The sequence below is a fragment of the Thiocapsa sp. UBA6158 genome, assembly GCF_002423035.1.
In the GTDB taxonomy this organism is placed as follows: Bacteria; Pseudomonadota; Gammaproteobacteria; order Chromatiales; family Chromatiaceae; genus Thiocapsa.
The window spans coordinates 45,722-61,948 of record NZ_DIUM01000047.1 but is presented as its reverse complement, the minus strand read 5'-3'; the positions used below and the strand labels follow the sequence as shown (position 1 = coordinate 61,948).

16 protein-coding genes and 1 pseudogene are annotated in these 16,227 nt (G+C 66.2%); 10 read left to right on the top strand and 7 right to left on the bottom strand.

Annotated elements, in window-relative coordinates; translation table 11 throughout:
* Positions 1-49: 49 nt before the first annotated feature.
* Positions 50-562: a transcriptional regulator NrdR gene (gene nrdR / locus B4N44_RS07280; RefSeq protein WP_296698637.1), complete on the bottom strand. Its 513-nt coding sequence runs from the start codon at positions 560-562 to the stop codon at positions 50-52.
* Positions 563-1,826 (bottom strand): annotated as a pseudogene (gene glyA, locus B4N44_RS20020) (serine hydroxymethyltransferase). It lies immediately after the preceding gene.
* 285 nt (positions 1,827-2,111) lie between these two features.
* On the opposite strand from glyA, the gene ubiG reads away from it, so the two are divergent.
* The 10 genes from ubiG to B4N44_RS07225 all read left to right on the top strand — a co-directional run bounded on the left by ubiG (position 2,112) and on the right by B4N44_RS07225 (position 12,181).
* A complete protein-coding gene (gene ubiG / locus B4N44_RS07270; protein ID WP_296698634.1) occupies positions 2,112-2,831 on the top strand; it encodes a bifunctional 2-polyprenyl-6-hydroxyphenol methylase/3-demethylubiquinol 3-O-methyltransferase UbiG in 720 nt (239 codons plus the stop codon).
* Complete coding sequence (locus tag B4N44_RS07265; protein WP_296698633.1) at positions 2,831-3,679, top strand: squalene/phytoene synthase family protein; 849 nt, start codon at positions 2,831-2,833, stop codon at positions 3,677-3,679. Before ubiG ends, B4N44_RS07265 begins: the two co-directional genes overlap by 1 nt.
* A gap of 156 nt (positions 3,680-3,835) precedes the next feature.
* The gene (locus tag B4N44_RS07260; protein WP_296698793.1) at positions 3,836-4,585 is read left to right on the top strand and encodes an SDR family NAD(P)-dependent oxidoreductase; all 750 of its coding nucleotides are present in this window, start codon (positions 3,836-3,838) and stop codon (positions 4,583-4,585) included.
* A 34-nt stretch (positions 4,586-4,619) separates the two neighbouring features.
* Positions 4,620-5,795: an 8-amino-7-oxononanoate synthase gene (gene bioF, locus B4N44_RS07255; RefSeq protein WP_296698631.1), complete on the top strand. Its 1,176-nt coding sequence runs from the start codon at positions 4,620-4,622 to the stop codon at positions 5,793-5,795.
* Positions 5,796-5,990: 195 nt separating this feature from the next.
* Positions 5,991-6,803: a pimeloyl-ACP methyl ester esterase BioH gene (gene bioH, locus B4N44_RS07250; protein WP_296698628.1), complete on the top strand. Its 813-nt coding sequence runs from the start codon at positions 5,991-5,993 to the stop codon at positions 6,801-6,803.
* Positions 6,800-7,717, top strand: a complete 918-nt coding sequence (gene bioC, locus B4N44_RS07245; protein ID WP_296698626.1) for a malonyl-ACP O-methyltransferase BioC — start codon at positions 6,800-6,802, stop codon at positions 7,715-7,717. The genes bioH and bioC overlap by 4 nt, the downstream gene beginning before the upstream one ends.
* A 210-nt stretch (positions 7,718-7,927) precedes the next feature.
* Positions 7,928-8,695, top strand: a complete 768-nt coding sequence (bioD, locus tag B4N44_RS07240) for a dethiobiotin synthase (protein WP_296698623.1) — start codon at positions 7,928-7,930, stop codon at positions 8,693-8,695.
* Positions 8,696-8,761: 66 nt separating this feature from the next.
* A complete protein-coding gene (locus tag B4N44_RS07235; RefSeq protein WP_296698621.1) occupies positions 8,762-9,997 on the top strand; it encodes a D-alanyl-D-alanine carboxypeptidase/D-alanyl-D-alanine-endopeptidase in 1,236 nt (411 codons plus the stop codon).
* Between the two features lie 49 nt (positions 9,998-10,046).
* Positions 10,047-10,910: a trypsin-like peptidase domain-containing protein gene (locus B4N44_RS07230; protein WP_414718122.1), complete on the top strand. Its 864-nt coding sequence runs from the start codon at positions 10,047-10,049 to the stop codon at positions 10,908-10,910.
* Between the two features lie 32 nt (positions 10,911-10,942).
* The gene (locus B4N44_RS07225) at positions 10,943-12,181 is read left to right on the top strand and encodes an SLC13 family permease (RefSeq protein ID WP_296698618.1); all 1,239 of its coding nucleotides are present in this window, start codon (positions 10,943-10,945) and stop codon (positions 12,179-12,181) included.
* Positions 12,182-12,334: 153 nt separating this feature from the next.
* Here the strand turns inward: B4N44_RS07225 and dnaB are convergent, their stop codons facing one another.
* The 5 genes from dnaB to rpsF form a co-directional block, all read right to left on the bottom strand.
* Positions 12,335-13,729, bottom strand: coding sequence for a replicative DNA helicase (gene dnaB / locus B4N44_RS07220; protein ID WP_296698615.1), 1,395 nt, complete (start codon positions 13,727-13,729; stop codon positions 12,335-12,337).
* Positions 13,730-13,877: 148 nt separating this feature from the next.
* Positions 13,878-14,327 carry a 50S ribosomal protein L9 gene (gene rplI / locus B4N44_RS07215; RefSeq protein WP_296698612.1) on the bottom strand — a complete coding sequence of 150 codons (450 nt, stop codon included), beginning with the start codon at positions 14,325-14,327 and terminating at the stop codon, positions 13,878-13,880.
* 149 nt (positions 14,328-14,476) lie between these two features.
* Positions 14,477-15,403: a hypothetical protein gene (locus B4N44_RS07210; protein ID WP_296698610.1), complete on the bottom strand. Its 927-nt coding sequence runs from the start codon at positions 15,401-15,403 to the stop codon at positions 14,477-14,479.
* Positions 15,404-15,412: 9 nt separating this feature from the next.
* On the bottom strand, positions 15,413-15,649 hold the full coding sequence (gene rpsR, locus B4N44_RS07205; protein WP_007194235.1) for a 30S ribosomal protein S18: 237 nt from the start codon (positions 15,647-15,649) through the stop codon (positions 15,413-15,415).
* 15 nt (positions 15,650-15,664) lie between these two features.
* Positions 15,665-16,078 carry a 30S ribosomal protein S6 gene (gene rpsF / locus B4N44_RS07200; RefSeq protein WP_296698601.1) on the bottom strand — a complete coding sequence of 138 codons (414 nt, stop codon included), beginning with the start codon at positions 16,076-16,078 and terminating at the stop codon, positions 15,665-15,667.
* Positions 16,079-16,227: the final 149 nt, after the last annotated feature.

Below are 16,227 nucleotides of genomic sequence, written 5' to 3'. Positions count from 1 at the left end.
TCGGCACCCGGAGCCGACCCGCCCCTCCACGCCTCATCCGAACCGGTCGTCAAGGCTTGGGCTCCAGCTCCTGGAGCAGATCCAACTGCTGACGCTTGACCTCGGGCGTGGGCTGCTGCTCGAGGCGCTCGATTTCCTCGCGGAAGGCCGCGACGTCCTCGAACTGGCGATACACCGAGGCGAAGCGCACGTAGGCGACCTGATCGAGCTGACGCAGCTCCTCCATCACCAGCTCGCCGATGCGCAGGGCCGGGACCTCGCTCTCGCCGCTGGACATCAACTTGCGCTGGATTCGCCACATGGCGCTGTCGATCTCGTCGGTGCTCACCGGCCGCTTCTCCAGCGCCCGCATCATCCCGGAGCGCAGCTTGCGCCCGTCGAAGGGCGCACGGCTGCCGTCGCGCTTCACGACACGCGGCAGATTCAGCTCCGCCGTCTCGAAGGTCGTGAAGCGTTCGTGACAGACGACGCACTTGCGCCGCCGGCGCACCTGGTCACCCTCACCGGAAAGACGCGAGTCCACCACCTTGGTGTCCTGGGCGCCGCAGAAGGGGCAGCGCATTCAACGCTCGTAGACGGGGAAGCGTTTGCAGAGCGCCAGCACCTTGGTCTTGACCGCATCGATGGTCGCCTGATCGCCGCGCGCGTCGATTAGATCGCACATCCAGCCGGCCAGATCGCGCGCCTCGTCGGTTCCGAAGCCACGCGTGGTCATGGCCGGCGTGCCGACACGGATCCCGCTGGTGACGAAGGGCGACTGCGGATCGTTGGGCACCGCATTCTTGTTGACCGTGATGTTGGCCGCACCCAACCAGGCGTCGACGTCCTTGCCCGTCAGACCCTGCTCGATGAAGCTGACCAGGAAGAGGTGATCGTTCGTGCCGCCCGAAACCACGTCGTAGCCGCGCGAGAGAAAGACCTCGGCCATCGTTTGGGCATTCAGAACGACCTGCTGCTGGTAGACCTTGAAGCTCGGCTCCAGCGCCTCCTTGAAGGCCACCGCCTTGGCGGCGATCACNNATCACATGCATCAGCGGGCCGCCCTGGGTGCCCGGGAAGACCAGCGAGTTGAATTTCTTTTCAAGCTCGGGGTTGGCCTTTGCCAGGATCAAGCCGCCGCGCGGACCGCGTAGTGTCTTGTGCGTGGTGGTCGTGGTGACGTCGGCGATCTGCACCGGGCTCGGGTAGACCCCGGCGGCGATCAGGCCGGCGACATGCGCCATGTCGACCATCAGATAGGCACCGACGGCATCGGCGATGGTCCGGAAGCGCGCCCAATCGACAAGCCGCGAGTAGGCCGAGAAGCCGGCGATGATCATCTTGGGGCGATGATCAAAGGCCAGACGCTCGACCTCGGCGTAGTCGATCTCGCCGGTCTTGGGATCCAGGCCGTACTGGACCGCGTTGTAGATCTTGCCCGAGAAGTTCGGCTTGGCACCGTGCGTGAGGTGACCGCCGTGCGCCAGGCTCATGCCGAGCACGGTGTCGCCGGGCTCGCACAGGGCCATGAAGACCGCGGCGTTGGCCTGGGAGCCGGAATGCGGCTGGACGTTGGCGTAGTCGGCGCCGAACAGCTGCTTGGCGCGATCGATGGCGAGGCTCTCGGCCACGTCCACGTACTCGCAGCCGCCGTAGTAGCGTTTGCCCGGATACCCTTCGGCATATTTGTTGGTCAGGACACTGCCTTGAGCCGCCAAGACACGCGGGCTCGCGTAGTTCTCGGAGGCGATGAGCTCGACGTGCTCCTCCTGGCGACGCTCCTCGTTCTGGATTGCACCCCAGAGCTCAGGATCGTAGTCGCTGATCTGCATGCTTTTCTCGAACATCGTTCATTCCCCCGGCGGCGCAAAGCCGCACAGTGTATCGATTTTCCGGTCCCGCGTCGCTATCTGGGTCGCGCAGTTCCGAAGAGATGAGGGATGTCGTGAGGATCGGCAATCCCGCGGAAGGACGGGTTTGAACGGAATCGGTCTCGCTCCGAACAAAAACCGTCCCCGAGAGCGGCCGACGCTGATCCGACTTGGAGGGCTTCGCGGTGTAGAATTGCGGCCCGATCAGACCGACATGTCCCTCATCACCATGTCGACAGCACACCGCCGGGGCCGCAGACGATGACCGAAACCATCCACAACGTCGATCACGCCGAGATCAGCAAGTTCGAGGAGCTGGCCTCGCGCTGGTGGGATCCGCACAGCGAGTTCAAGGCGTTGCACGAGATCAATCCGCTGCGCCTGGACTATATCGAGCACGCTGCGGGCGGGCTGGCCGGCAAGCGTGTCCTGGATGTCGGCTGCGGCGGCGGCATCCTCTCCGAGTCGATGGCGCTGCGCGGTGCCGATGTCACCGGGATCGACATGGGCGCTATGCCGCTGCGTGTCGCCGAGCTGCACACCCTGGAGAGCGGCGTGGAGGTGCGCTACCGACTCGTGCCGGTCGAGGTGCTCGCGGCCGAGCAGCCGGACAGCTTCGACCTGGTCACCTGCATGGAGATGCTCGAGCACGTGCCGAGCCCGGCCTCGATCATCGATGCCTGCGCGCGTCTGGTGCGCCCGGGCGGCACCGTGGTCTTCTCCACCCTCAACCGCAATCCCAAATCCTATCTCTTCGCCATTCTCGGCGCCGAGTATCTGATGGGTCTCCTGCCCAAGGGCACGCACGACTACGCCCGCTTCATCCGCCCCTCCGAGCTGCACGCCTGGATCCGCCCGACCGATCTGCGCACCACCGACATGACCGGCATGACCTACAACCCGCTGACCCAAACCTATCACCTCGACCCCGACAACCTCGACGTCAACTACCTCGCCACCTGCGTGCGCGATTCCGAGTGATGCAGGGCTCGGAGGCGACGACCGAGTGGGCCTATCCGAATCCCGCAACCCCGCCCGGCTCGTCCGCGTATTACAGCGTGCGCTTTGCACCGGTTGGGTTGCGGGATGATCTAGCCGCGCTGCTCGGCTGGCGTCATCTGGTGCGATCCGTTGTCGATGAAGTCTCGGACCCGGGTGTGGCGGCACGCAAGCTCGACTGGTGGAACGACGAGCTCGAGCGCATCTTCGCGGGCACGGGGCGGCATCCGTTGGGTGCGTCGCTCGGTCCGCTGATCGCGCGGGCCGAGCTGCCGCGACAATCCTTCGTCGACATCCTCCTGGGGACCGAAGCGATCCTGGCCGATCGGCGTGTGCGGGACGTCGACGCACTTGCGGCCCTGACCGACCTGGATCTCGGCGCGCTCTTCGAGCTGATCACCCGCGCGCACGGCGAGACCGCCCCGGCCGGACTGGTCGCTGCCCGACGCGCCGGGAGCCATTGCGGCCTGGTCGAACTCGTGCGCGACAGCGGTCGTCTGCTGCGACAGGGACGCTGCGGCTTCCTGCCCGAGGAGCGACTGAATCGTCATGCTTTGGGTCATGCGGTTCAACGGCCGACCGAGATCCGCAAGCACTTGGCCCAACTGCTCGCCGATCTCGCCGAGGATCTGAATCGCCATCGCAACGGCCTGAGCCATGATCTTTCCCGGTTGCCCGCCATGATCCGCATCCGCGTCCGCCTTGCCGATCGCCTCCTCGCCGAGATCGCGGCCAGCGGTTTTCAGGTCGCCGATCAGCGGATCGCCCTGACCCCGATCCGCAAGCTTTGGAACGCCTGGCGCGAAAGTCGCCGCGGGGCACTCGATTAAACCGCGCCGGGCGCGGTATGCGCTGTTTTTGGATGGAATCGGCCCCGGCGGACTTGACGACCGTCGGATCCGGCGCGGTTTAATCGTCAATGCCGCTGCGCGCGATCACGGCGATAATTCCGAATCATGACAACCGAGCACGAGGCATTTCAAGCAATGGACCAAGGACAATCCGACGCCGATCGACTGGACGGGCGTGTGATTCTGGTGACAGGCGCCGCCGAGGGGATCGGACGGGCCGTCGCACTCGCCTGCGCGGCCGCCGGGGCGACCGTCGTTCTGTCGCAATCCAACGAGTCGGACCTCACCGACGTCTACGACCAAATCGAGGCCGACGGCGGGCCGGAGCCGGCGATCCTGCCGCTGAACCCGGAGACGGCGACGGAGGACGATTTCCTCGCCGCCGCCAATGTCCTCGGCGATGCCTTCGGTCATCTCGACGGACTTGCCCATTGCGCCTCCTACGCGCCCTTCCTGAGCCGCATCGACGACTATGACGCAAGCGAATGGGATCGCGTGATCCGCATCAATCTCACCACGCCCTTTCTCCTGACGCAGGTCTGCATGCCCTTGCTGAGGGCCTCCGAAGACGCCTCGGTGATCTTCACCTCCGACCGCGTCGGTCGGCAGGGGCTCGCCTACTGGGGCGCCTATGCCGCGGCCAAGTTCGGCATCGAAGGCCTCATGCAGGTCCTCGCCGCGGAGATGCGCGAGAACAGGAAGATCCGGGTCAACAGCATCGACCCCGGCGTGGTGCGAACCGCCTTGCGCGCCCGCCTGTATCCGGGCGAGAACGCGCTGAACAACCCCTTGCCCGAGAGCATCGCCGGCGTCTACGTCCGTCTGCTCGGCCCGGCCGGACAGGGAACCAACGGCGCCGCGCTTCAGGCGCAAGACCCGGGTTGATCACCCCAGCCGAAACCCAGCCGATGCCTCAGCCATGACCCCCGACCTCGACCAGGCGCTCGAACAGCAGCGGGCGGCGGGGCTCTATCGACACCGTCGCGTGCAGGAGCGCCCCCAGCAGCCCGAGGCCATCGTGGACGGCCGCCCGATGCTGAGCTTCTGCAGCAACGACTACCTGGGGCTCGCCAATCACCCCGAGGTCATCGCGGCATTGCGACAAGGGGCGGAGCGCTGGGGCGTCGGCAGCGGTGCCGCCCATCTGGTCAACGGACACAGTGCCGCCCATCATGCCTTGGAAGAGGAGTTGGCCGACTTCACCGGTCGACCCCGCGCGCTCCTCTTCTCGACCGGCTACATGGCGAATCTCGGCATCATCTCGGCGCTGACCGGCCGCGGCGACACACTCTGGCAGGATCGGCTCAACCACGCCTCGCTGCTCGACGGCGCACTCCTCTCGCGCGCGACGTTGCGCCGTTATCCGCACGCCGATACCGCCGAGCTCGTCCGTCTGATCGGCGCCCGCGACACGCGCATGATCGCCAGCGACGGCGTCTTCAGCATGGACGGCGATCTTGCCCCTTTGCCTGCACTCGCCCTGATCGCACGACGCGCAAGCGCCTGGCTCCTGGTCGACGATGCCCACGGGCTCGGGGTGCTCGGGCGCGAAGGGCGCGGAACGCTCGATCATTTCAGACTCGACGCCGCGCAGGTGCCGATCCTGATGGGCACCCTGGGCAAGGCATTCGGCACCTTCGGCGCCTTCGTGGCCGGCTCGGAAGCCCTGATCGAGACCCTGATCCAGCGCGCGCGAAGCTACGTCTACACCACCGCAACACCCCCGGCCATCGCCGAGGCGACGCGCACGAGCCTCGCACTCGCCCGCCGCGAGGACTGGCGACGCGAGCACCTGCAAGCCCTGATCGCCCGCTTCCGGGCGGGTTCGAACCAGCTCGGCCTGCCGTTGCCCGAATCGCCGACACCCATCCAGCCGCTGATCGCCGGGAGCAGCCATCAGGCGCTGGCTTGGGCGGGGGAGCTGGAGGCGCGCGGAATCCTCGTCGGTGCGATCCGCCCGCCCACCGTCCCCGAGGGCAGCGCACGTCTGCGGGTCTGTCTGTCGGCCGCCCACACCGAGACCATGGTCGACCGTCTGCTCGACGCCCTCGCAACCCTACGCCACGCCGCGCCGAACGCATCACCCGGTACGTAACCCGGAACGCAAGGCGCGCGAACCCGTAGGTCGGACGCGTGCAGCGAAGTCCGAGATTCAGCCTCGCGCAGGCGCGCAGGCGCAGCGCTACCGCCCCCCCCCCCGAGCCAATCGGTTAGAATCAAGCGCCGAGCCGCGCGATCCCGACAAGCCAGACGCGCAGCCTCTACTTTCGGACGGACGACCAAGCACCGAATGACCGACGCGACAGACGCACAGCACAACCATCGCCACCTCGTTCTCCTCCACGGCTGGGGGATGAACAGTGCCGTCTGGGACGATCTCGCCGGCGATCTCCCGCCCGGCGTCATCCCCTGCCCCATCGACCTGCCCGGTCACGGCGACCGCCCCTTCTCGCCGCCTCTCGGCGATCTCTGGGCCTGGGCCGACGCCTGCCTGGAGGCCGCACCCGAGCGCGCGATCTGGCTCGGCTGGTCGCTCGGCGCACTGGTCGCCCTGGCCGCCGCGGTGCGTGCGCCCAAGCGGGTCGAAGGCTTGATCCTCATGACCGGCACACCGCGTTTCGTGCGTGCGGCGGACTGGATGCCGGCGATGCTGCCCGCGACGCTCGACCAGTTCCATGCCGGCCTGCTCGCCGATCCCGCCGAGACACTCGCGCGCTTCCTCGCGCTCCAGGTGCGCGGCAGCGACGACGCGCGCGAGACCCTGCGCGGCCTGCGCAGACGCATCGCCGAGCGGCCCCAGCCGGACTCGGATGCACTCTCGATCGGCCTGGACATCCTGCGCGACGAAGACATGCGCGGCCGGCTCCCGGACATCCGCTGTCCGACGCTGTGGATCTTCGGCACGCACGACACCTTGGTCCCCCCTGCGGTGGCCGAGCGCGTCGAGATCCTGATGCCGGGCGCGGTCACGGCGATCGTCCGGGGTGCCGCCCACGCGCCGCATCTCTCGCACCCGGATCGAATCCGCGAACTCGTTCGGAACGTCCTGGCTCGCATCGAGGATCCCGGGGCCGGCCAAAGCGAGGTTCGGACCACGCCATGAACCCGATCGACCAACCCATCGACCAGAGGATCGACAAAGGCCGAGCGCGGCGTAATTTCGAGCAGGCCGCCGAGCGCTACGACAGTGTCGCCGTACTCCAGCGCGAGATCGCCGACCGGCTGCTGGAACGACTCGATTACGTGCGTCTCGAGCCCGAGCGCGTGCTCGATCTCGGGGCCGGCACCGGTTATGCCGTCGATGCGCTGCATCGGCGTTATCGCAAGGCGCGAGTGATCGCACTGGACTTCGCTCACGGCATGCTGTTGCAGGCGCGCCGACGCGGTCGCTGGCTCAGGCGCCCGCTCTGCATCTGTGCGGATGCCGAAGCGCTTCCGCTTGCGGACGGCGCTGTCGATCTCATCGTCTCGAACGCGACCTTTCAGTGGTGCAACGGCCTGGATCGGACCTTCGCCGAATGTCTGCGCGTCCTGCGTCCGGGCGGGCTGCTGATGTTCACCACCTTCGGACCCGACACCTTGAAGGAGCTGCGCCACGCCTGGGCGAGCGTCGACGGCGCCTCGCATGTGAGCCCCTTCCTCGACATGCACGACGTCGGCGACGCCCTGGTGCGCGCTCGCTTTGCCGATCCGGTGATGGACACCGAGCGGATGACCCTGACCTACCCCGCCGTGCGCGAGCTGATGCAGGATCTCAAGATCCTGGGTGCGGGCAACGCAACCACCGATCGCCCGCGTGGTCTCACCGGACGTGCCCGGCTGGCGGCCTTGGATGCGGCCTACGAGATCCACCGCAGCGAGGGTCGACTCCCGGCCAGCTACGAGGTCGTCTACGGCCACGCCTGGGTACCGGAGCAGAAACCCGCGCAGGGCGGCATCGCCGTTCCCGTGAGCACCATCGGACGCCGCAATCGTGTGAGTTTGCCCGCGGATCGCGCCGTCGAGACCGGGGGCTGACCCCACCTAAACCGCGTTCGCAGCGAGATGCTGCCTTTCGAGTAAGCTTGACGTTGGGTGGGTGCCTCAACGTGGACGCGGTTTAAGTACTTTATTTTTTAATCTCTTAAACCGCGCCGGTTCCGGCGGTCGTCACGTCTGCCGCGGCTGATCCAATCCAAAAACATCGCATACCGCGCCGGGCGCGGTTCAAGGGAGGATCGCATCGCCATGCACGGGCTCTTCGTAACAGGAACGGATACCGGCTGCGGCAAGACCGAGATCAGTCTCGGGCTGATGGCCGCGATGCAGGCGACGGGACCGAGCGTGCTCGGGATGAAGCCGGTCGCCTCAGGTTGCACGCATAGCCCCGACGGGTTGCGCAACGACGACGCCGTGCGCCTGCGCGCGCAGGGCAGTTCCGAGGCGCCTTATGGCCTGGTCAATCCGTACGCCTTCGCACCCCCGATCGCACCGCACATCGCCGCCGGAGAGACCGGCGTCGAGATCCGTCTTCCGACCATCGCGCAGGCCTATCGAACACTCGCCGCGGAGGCCGATCAGGTCATCGTCGAGGGCGTCGGCGGCTGGCGCGTGCCTTTGGGGCCGAACCTCTTCGTCAGCGACATCCCCAAGGCACTCGGGCTGCCGATCATCCTGGTGGTCGGCCTAAAGCTCGGCTGCATCAACCACGCCCTGCTGACGGTCGAAAGTATCCAGAGCACAGGCGGCGTCCTGGTCGGCTGGGTCGCCAATCAGGTCGACCCGACGATGCTGTCTCGCGACGCCAACCTCGCTACCCTCGCGGCCCTGATCCACGCGCCCTGTCTGGGCGTCTTGCCCTGGCTCGAAGCGCCGACCCCGAGCGAGCTGGCCGGATATCTTCATCCCGAGCTGATCGATCTGCACCCGCGACATGCGGCCAAGCTCGCCACGACGCAGACTCGGACCGAGGCGCGGGCACAGACCGGTGCCCGGACAGCGAAGCGACGCGCATAGACGGGCGTTGTCGGCTATTCTTGGCCTTCGGTACCTTGCGTCCTCCTCACCCACATTGGATCCGGAATGATCGCTCTTTCGATGCCGCCTCAAAGCCGCACTCGCCCCCCGTCGAAGACCCTTGCCGTGCTCTCGCTCGCGCTCACGCTTGTGCTCGCCGCCGTTCCGGCCGTGCCGACGGCGCTCGCGGACCCGGTGGCCCAAGTCCGGGCCCTTCCGCAGGCGAGCCTGCTCCTTCGGGAGAACGCACGCGACCTCATCGCGACCCGCGCCGATACGCCGCGTATTCCGGCCTCGACCATGAAGGTCCTGACCGCGTTCGCCGCGCTCGAGACCTGGGGACGCAACCATCGCTTCGAGACCGACTTCTACACCGACGACGCCGGCTGGCTCTGGGTGAAGGGCTATGCCGATCCCTACCTGGTCTCGGAGGAGCTCGACAAGGTCGTGAGCGCGCTCGCAACCAAGGGCCCGCGCCGGATCACGGGGATCGGTCTAGACGACAGCTTCTTCAGCCCGGATGTCGAGATCGCCGGACGCTCCTCGACCGACAACCCCTACGACGCGCCCGTCACCGCCTTGGCGGCCAACTTCAACACGGTCAACCTGGTGCGCACCGGCGACGCCATCAAGAGCGCCGAGCTGCAGACCCCGCTGACCGACTCGGCTCGACGCTTCGGCATGACCGGGGCCGCCGGAAAACAACGCGTGAATCTGCGCGAGCGCGGCACCGCACTGCGCTATTTCGGCGAGCTGCTCGGCGCCAAGCTCGAAGGCGCCGGCATCCAGGTCGGCGAGCAGCAGCGCATCGGACCCATGCCGCGCGACGCCGAACGCATCTACCGCCACGCCAACAGCCGCACACTCGCCGAGATGGTGTCGCCGATGCTCGAGTACTCCAACAACTTCATCGCAAACGCGCTCTTCCTGCGGCTGGCCGATCCGAAGGGAACCGGGCAAGTGACCATGACCGGCGCCAAGCGCGCCATGACCGACTTCTCGCGCGAGCGCTTTGCGTGGCGTGATTTCACGATCGACGACGGCGCCGGGCTCTCGCGCGCCAATCGGCTCAGCGCCCGCCAGCTCGTGGAGCTGCTCGACGCCTTCGAGCCCTATCGCGATCTGATGCCCCAACAGGACGGCAACCCCGCCGTGCGTGCCAAGACCGGTACCTTGCGCGGCGTCAGCACCTACGCCGGCTATGTCCGCCGCGGCGGGAGCTGGGAACCCTTCGCCCTGTTGATCAACGAGCCGGTCGACGGCGCCATCCGGCAACGCGTCGCCGGCAGCTTGGCGCGTTGAGCCTTCGACCTCGCCCACGCCTCAGCGCTTCGACCATCGGGAGCTCGCCGTGAATTGTTCGACAGCTGCGACTGCGCCCCGGCGCCGAACGGGCTCGATCGTGGCTTCGGTGTTCATCGCGCTGTTCGCGACGGGTTGCGCGGTCATACCCGATGCAGACCGCGAGGCGGGGCTGCCGGGCGCGATCGCAGGCGCCCCGTCCCTCGGCACCGCGTCGGGTTTCCCCTCGCTCGCACCCTTGATGCGCCGGGTGACGCCTGCGGTGGTGAATATCTCGGTCAAGTCCGAGGTGGCGATGGAAGAGCACCCGTTCCTGCGCGATCCGGAGTTCCGTGCTTTCCTCGATCGCTTCGGTCTGCCCGCGCCCGAGGAGGCGGAGATCGAGCAACGCTCGAGCGTCGGCTCCGGGATTATCGTCGATGCCGCCCGCGGCTATGTGATGACCAACGACCATCTACTGCGCAACGCGACCGAGATCCGAGTCACGCTCAAGGACAGGCGCACCTTTCGCGCGCGGCGACTGGGTTCGGATGCCGCATCCGACGTCGCCATCCTCGAGATTCCGCCGGTGGACGTGCGAGCGCTCAAGCTTGGCGACTCCAATCGACTGGAGGTCGGCGACTTCGTCATCGCCATCGGCAATCCGTTCGGCTTGGGCCAGACCGTCACCTCCGGCATCGTCAGCGCGGTCGGTCGCAGCGGGGTCGGCGGCAACCGTCTCGGCGAGCTGATCCAAACCGACGCCTCCATCAATCCGGGCAACTCGGGCGGCCCCCTGATCAACCTCGCCGGCGAGGTCGTCGGCATCAACACCGCACTGATCGGCCCGAGCGGGGGCAATGTCGGCATCGGATTTGCGGTGCCGAGCAACCGCGCCCGCGTGGCCTTGGACGATGTCATGCGCGGGCGATGACGCTGCGGCTTTACCGTTGAGCAGAGCGCGCCTTGGATCATCTGCCACTCTGGACACTCGGCGGCGTGCTCGCGCTGATCGCTGCGCGCAACCTCGCGCGTATCCCGCTCGCAATCTGGCAGATCATGGGGCTCGGAGCGCTGCTCGTCCTCCTCACCGGCGCGACTGCGCCGCGGACCGCCTGGCAGGCGATCGATTGGGAGGTCATTGGCTTTCTCTTCGGGGTCTTCGTGCTGGGCCACGCCCTGGTGCAGAGCGGTTGGCTGGGGGCGATGAGCGCGCGTCTGCTCGGCCGCATCAAAGGCGCCGACGCCTTGCTCATCGCCGTGATCTTCGCCGCGGCTATCGGCTCGGCCTTCCTGATGAACGATACGCTGGCCGTGATCGGCACCCCGATCGTGCTGGCCCTGGCGCGCGATCACCGTCTACCGCCGGCCCTGTTGCTGCTCGCACTCGCCTTCGGGGTCACCATCGGCTCGGTCATGAGCCCGATCGGCAACCCCCAGAACCTGCTGATCGCGCTTCACGGGGGCATTCAAAACCCCTTCGTCGACTTCATCGGCGCCCTGGGTCCGCCAACACTGGTGAATCTGCTGATCGCCTATGCGGTCCTACGCCTGGCCTTTTGGCGCCATATCCACGGCGAGGCCTTGGTACACCTGCCCACGAGGATCGAGGATCGGAAACTGGCCCGTCTGGCGAGCCTCTCGCTGGGACTGCTGGTGCTCATGGTGGCGGTACGGATCGCCCTGTCCTTCGTCGCACCGCAGTTTGCGTTTCCGCTGGTCGTGATTGCGCTGGTCGCCGCTGCGCCGTTGCTGCTGTTCAGCCCGCACCGGGTCACGCTCCTGCGCGGGATCGACTGGCATACGCTGATCTTCTTCGTCGCCATGTTCATCCTGATGCGCAGCGTCTGGAACACCGGCCTGATGCAGTCCTGGATCCCGGCGGGTCCAATCGGACTCGGCGAGGTCTTCGGCGCCGGTGTGCTGGGCAGTCAGTTGATCTCCAACGTCCCGCTCGTCTCGCTCGCACTGCCCCTGCTGCCGCCCGAACGACCGGACCTGCTGATGGCCCTCGCCGCCGGCTCCACCATCGCCGGCAACCTCACCCTGATCGGCGCCGCCAGCAACATCATCATCGTCCAAGCGGCCGAGCGTCGCGGGACACACCTCGGGTTCTGGGTCTTCTTTGCCGTCGGGGCGCCGCTCACACTGTTGAACCTGGCGGTGTATTGGGCCTGGCTCGGGATGCTCGGGATGCTGTCCTGATCGGAAGAGAGTCGCGCGGCGGACGCTTGGGTGACTTTGCGCTGCAGGATAATGACAAGCGCAGCGCAGTCCACCAGCGCCGCCGAGGGGATCGGTGGACTTCGCTCTCGCTCGTCCACCCGGCCGGTCTTGCGAACGACGCCGCCTTCGGGCTCAATCACCACCCTCGCCGTAATAATTGCCGATATAGTTCTCGAACTTGGTGTATTTGCCGAGAAAGGTCAGGCGAGTCGTCCCGATGGGTCCGTTACGCTGCTTGGCGATGATGATCTCGGCGACACCTTTGTCCTTCGTGTCCTCGTGATAGACCTCGTCGCGATAGATGAAGACGATCAGGTCTGCATCCTGTTCGATCGCTCCCGATTCGCGAAGATCCGACATCACGGGCCGCTTGTTCGGCCGCTGCTCGAGACTGCGATTGAGCTGCGAAAGTGCGATGACCGGGACGTTGAGCTCCTTGGCGAGCGCCTTGAGCGAGCGTGAAATGGCGGAGATCTCGGTCGCCCGATTCTCGCCGACACCGGGTGCCTGCATGAGCTGGATATAGTCCAGCACGATCAGTCCCAGATCCTCCTGATCGCGCTTGAGACGTCGTGCACGCGCTCGGACCTCGGTCGGGGAGAGGGCGGGCGTGTCGTCGATGAACATGGATGCGCCGGCGAGGATGTTGACCGCCGAGGTCAGGCGCGGCCACTCGTCGTCCTCCAGCCGCCCGGTCCGCACGCGGTGCTGATCGATGCGTCCGAGCGAGGACATCATCCGCATGGCCAGCGAGTCGCCGGGCATCTCCATACTGAAGACCGCTACCGGGCGCTTGGATTGGATGGCTACATGCTCGGCCATATTCATGGCAAAGCTTGTTTTTCCCATCGACGGGCGCCCCGCCACGATGATGAGATCCGCGGGCTGCAGCCCCGAGGTCATCATGTCGAAGTCGGTGAAGCCGGTCGCGAGACCCGTGATGGGCTCGTCACGCTGATAGAGTGCGTCGATGCGCTCGACCGCGCGCCCGAGCAGGGTTTTGATCGGCTGAAAACCGCCGCCTCCGCGCGCCTCCTGCTCGGCGATCTCGAAGACACGTCGCTCGGCCGCATCGAGCAGCTCGGCGGCATCTCGCCCCATGGGGTTGTAGCCGCTGTCGGCGATGTCGGTGCCGGCAGCGATCATCTGGCGCAGGACCGAGGTCTGGCGGACGATCTTGGCATAGGCCTTGATGTTGGCCGCGCTCGGGGTCTCGTTGGCGATGGTCCCGAGATACGGAAGGCCGCCCGCACCTTCGAGCTGTTCGGTGCGCTCCAAAGTCTCGGCGAGGGTCACCAGATCGAAGGGTTGATCCTCCGCGGCCAGTTTGGCGATGGCGCGAAAGATCAGGCGGTGCTCGCGTCGATAGAGGTCACGCTCGGTGACCATGTCGGCGATGCGGTCCCAGGTGCTGTTGTCCAGCATGAGACCACCGAGCAGGGATTGCTCGGCATGGATGTTGTGCGGCGGGATGCGGAGCTCGTCGAAGTCCGCGCCCGGAGGGCCTTGGGAATCCGAGTCGAACATAGATCACCCCCGGCCCGAATGACTCACGCACAGATGTATGTCGCGCCAGACCCTAGAGTCGAGTCGCTTGACGTGCCCGGTGGGTCCGAGCGAGGCTCACCCCGAATCCGGCGGACGTACGCCGCCGGACCATGAGGAGACGGGCGTATCAGTCCTCGGGAACGACGTCGACCTTGATGACGGCGTCGACCTCGGGGTGCAGGTGCAGGGTGACCTCGTACTCGCCGGCGGCGCGGAAGGGGCCGCCCGAGAGCTTGATCTCCTGCTTGGTCAGCGCGAACCCGGCGGCGGTCACCGCATCGGCGATATCGCCGGTGCCGACCGAGCCGAACAACCGTCCCTGCTCGCCGGCACGGCGGGCGATCGTCACGCTCATTCCTTCGAGACGATCACGGCGGGCACGGGCCTCGCCCAATTGCTCCTCTGCGACCTGTTCGAGCTCGGCACGCCGAGCCTCGAAGGCTTCGAGGTTGGCGTCGGTGGCCGACACGGCAAACCCGGACGGAATCAAATAATTCCGGCCGTAGCCCGAACGGACACTCACCTTGTCGCCGAGCGCACCGAGGCGACCGACATTCTTCAGCAGGATGACTTCCACGTGTATATTCCTCTCAAAAGTTCTTCGAGATCAGGGTTATGCACCCTTGATCCTCGGGTGATCTCCCGGAACGGGCGACGCATGAGCCCGAGCCTGATCCATTCCTTCCAGGTCTTTTCGGCCAAAGTGCCTCGGTCGATCCGCGCGGATCAGACCGCCGGCCCGCTCGGGCCCGGCGGCGACGCTGGAGCAACCCGAGACCGGATGTCGGCCCAGATGTCCACCAAACCGATACAGGCGATCAGGAGCAGGGTTTGCGGCATGAAGAAGATCACCGCGACATAGAGCCCGACCAACCACGCCTGCCTTGCCTGCTTGAGCGCACGCACCTGATGGGCCACCGCGAGCCCCTGAAACAGGAGCAGGACACCCGGCACCAACAACAGATTCCCCGTCAGGCTCGCACCGTCGCTGAAGGGAAGAAGCGCCAACAAGAACAGAACAAGGATCCCGAACGCACGGCCCAACCGCAGTTCCCGAAACTCCTCGCCGAATCCGCCGGGGTTGTAGAGCAGCGCCTGCCACCAGCGAGCAATCAAGAGCCCGAACAGTAACTGTGCAACCAAGGCCGCGGCAAATGCACCGGTCATCCAACCCGCAAGCTCGGCGAATACGGCCACACTCGACGGGTCGTCCAGCAGGCCGTCCTTCACCAGCGCATCCCGGAACGGCTCGAGGAGCTTCAACCAGGTCTCGCTCGGGTCACCCATCAGGGCGTAGGCCGAGAGCATCAGAAGAATGCCCAAGGCACCTGCCGTTTGAAGCGTCAACGCCAAGGAGCGGCTATATCGCAGCAGCAGCGCAAGGGCCAGAATCGGCACCCAGAGCATCAGCAGCACGCCGAGCGCCGGCAAAGGCGAGCCCAAAGCCAGCCAGGCGATGACTCCCATTCCGAGGGTCGCCACCGCGCTCACGATCAGACCGTGGACGGCACCCCCGCGCAGGGCGACCAGACCGATCGAGCCGGCGCTGAGCAGGCCCAACGGCGGGACCAAGATCGACAACAAGGCCGTGACGGCGGCGACCAGTGCCGCCTGCGACGGGCCGCGCATCACGAAGGCCGCAAGCGCCTTCATGCCGGCGGCTCAGTGGCCGTCGGTATAAGGGAGCAGCGCCAGATAACGGGCGCGCTTGACCGCTTGGGCCAATTGACGCTGATACTTTGCCGAGGTCCCGGTGATCCGGCTCGGGACGATCTTGCCGGACTCGCTGACGTAGGCCTTCAGCAGGTTGAGATCCTTGTAATCGATCTCGGTAATGCCTTCGGCGGTAAAGCGGCAGTAGCGCTTACGACGGAAAAAACGTGAGTTGCTGGATTCCATGGCTGGCTTCTCGTCTTAATCGCTCTGGGAGTCGCTGTCGGGGTTGCTGCTTCGCGGGGAATCATCCCGGCGGCTGCCGCCCTCGGGTGCATCCGAGCGCTCGCGCTCTTCGCCGGTCTTCACCAACGGAGAAGGCTCCGTCACGGCATCGTCGCGGCGAACGATGAGGTTGCGCAGGACCGCGTCGTTGAACCGGAAGGCGCTTTCGAGCTCGTCGATCGCCTCTTGATCGCATTCGACGTTCATCAGGACGTAGTGCGCCTTGTGCACCTTGTTGATCGGGTAGGCCAGCGGGCGACGACCCCAATCCTCCATGCGGTGGACGATGCCGCCACGCTTTTGCAGATTCGTCTGGTAGCGCTCGATCATGCTCGCCACCTGCTCGCTCTGGCTCGGATGAACCATGAAGACTACTTCGTAATGTCGCATTGAAGCTCCTTTCGGATTGACAGCCTCCCGAGGCGGCAAGATGGCCGAAACGGTGAGACAAGGAGTTCCCCGGATTCCAGGGAATCGCGCATTATACGGAGTCCGGCCGACAGGTCAAAGGTTTGCGAACGACGGCACCCCGGCCGCCA

Excerpts from the sequence above, each read along its gene's own strand:
- nrdR (WP_296698637.1), bottom strand. The coding sequence starts at position 562 with ATGCGCTGCCCCTTCTGCGGCGCCCAGGACACCAAGGTGGTGGACTCG.
- ubiG (WP_296698634.1), top strand. The coding sequence starts at position 2,112 with ATGACCGAAACCATCCACAACGTCGATCACGCCGAGATCAGCAAGTTC.
- B4N44_RS07265 (WP_296698633.1), top strand. The coding sequence starts at position 2,831 with ATGCAGGGCTCGGAGGCGACGACCGAGTGGGCCTATCCGAATCCCGCA.
- B4N44_RS07260 (WP_296698793.1), top strand. The coding sequence starts at position 3,836 with ATGGACCAAGGACAATCCGACGCCGATCGACTGGACGGGCGTGTGATT.
- bioF (WP_296698631.1), top strand. The coding sequence starts at position 4,620 with ATGACCCCCGACCTCGACCAGGCGCTCGAACAGCAGCGGGCGGCGGGG.
- bioH (WP_296698628.1), top strand. The coding sequence starts at position 5,991 with ATGACCGACGCGACAGACGCACAGCACAACCATCGCCACCTCGTTCTC.
- bioC (WP_296698626.1), top strand. The coding sequence starts at position 6,800 with ATGAACCCGATCGACCAACCCATCGACCAGAGGATCGACAAAGGCCGA.
- bioD (WP_296698623.1), top strand. The coding sequence starts at position 7,928 with ATGCACGGGCTCTTCGTAACAGGAACGGATACCGGCTGCGGCAAGACC.
- B4N44_RS07235 (WP_296698621.1), top strand. The coding sequence starts at position 8,762 with ATGATCGCTCTTTCGATGCCGCCTCAAAGCCGCACTCGCCCCCCGTCG.
- dnaB (WP_296698615.1), bottom strand. The coding sequence starts at position 13,729 with ATGTTCGACTCGGATTCCCAAGGCCCTCCGGGCGCGGACTTCGACGAG.
- B4N44_RS07210 (WP_296698610.1), bottom strand. The coding sequence starts at position 15,403 with ATGAAGGCGCTTGCGGCCTTCGTGATGCGCGGCCCGTCGCAGGCGGCA.
- rpsR (WP_007194235.1), bottom strand. The coding sequence starts at position 15,649 with ATGGAATCCAGCAACTCACGTTTTTTCCGTCGTAAGCGCTACTGCCGC.
- rpsF (WP_296698601.1), bottom strand. The coding sequence starts at position 16,078 with ATGCGACATTACGAAGTAGTCTTCATGGTTCATCCGAGCCAGAGCGAG.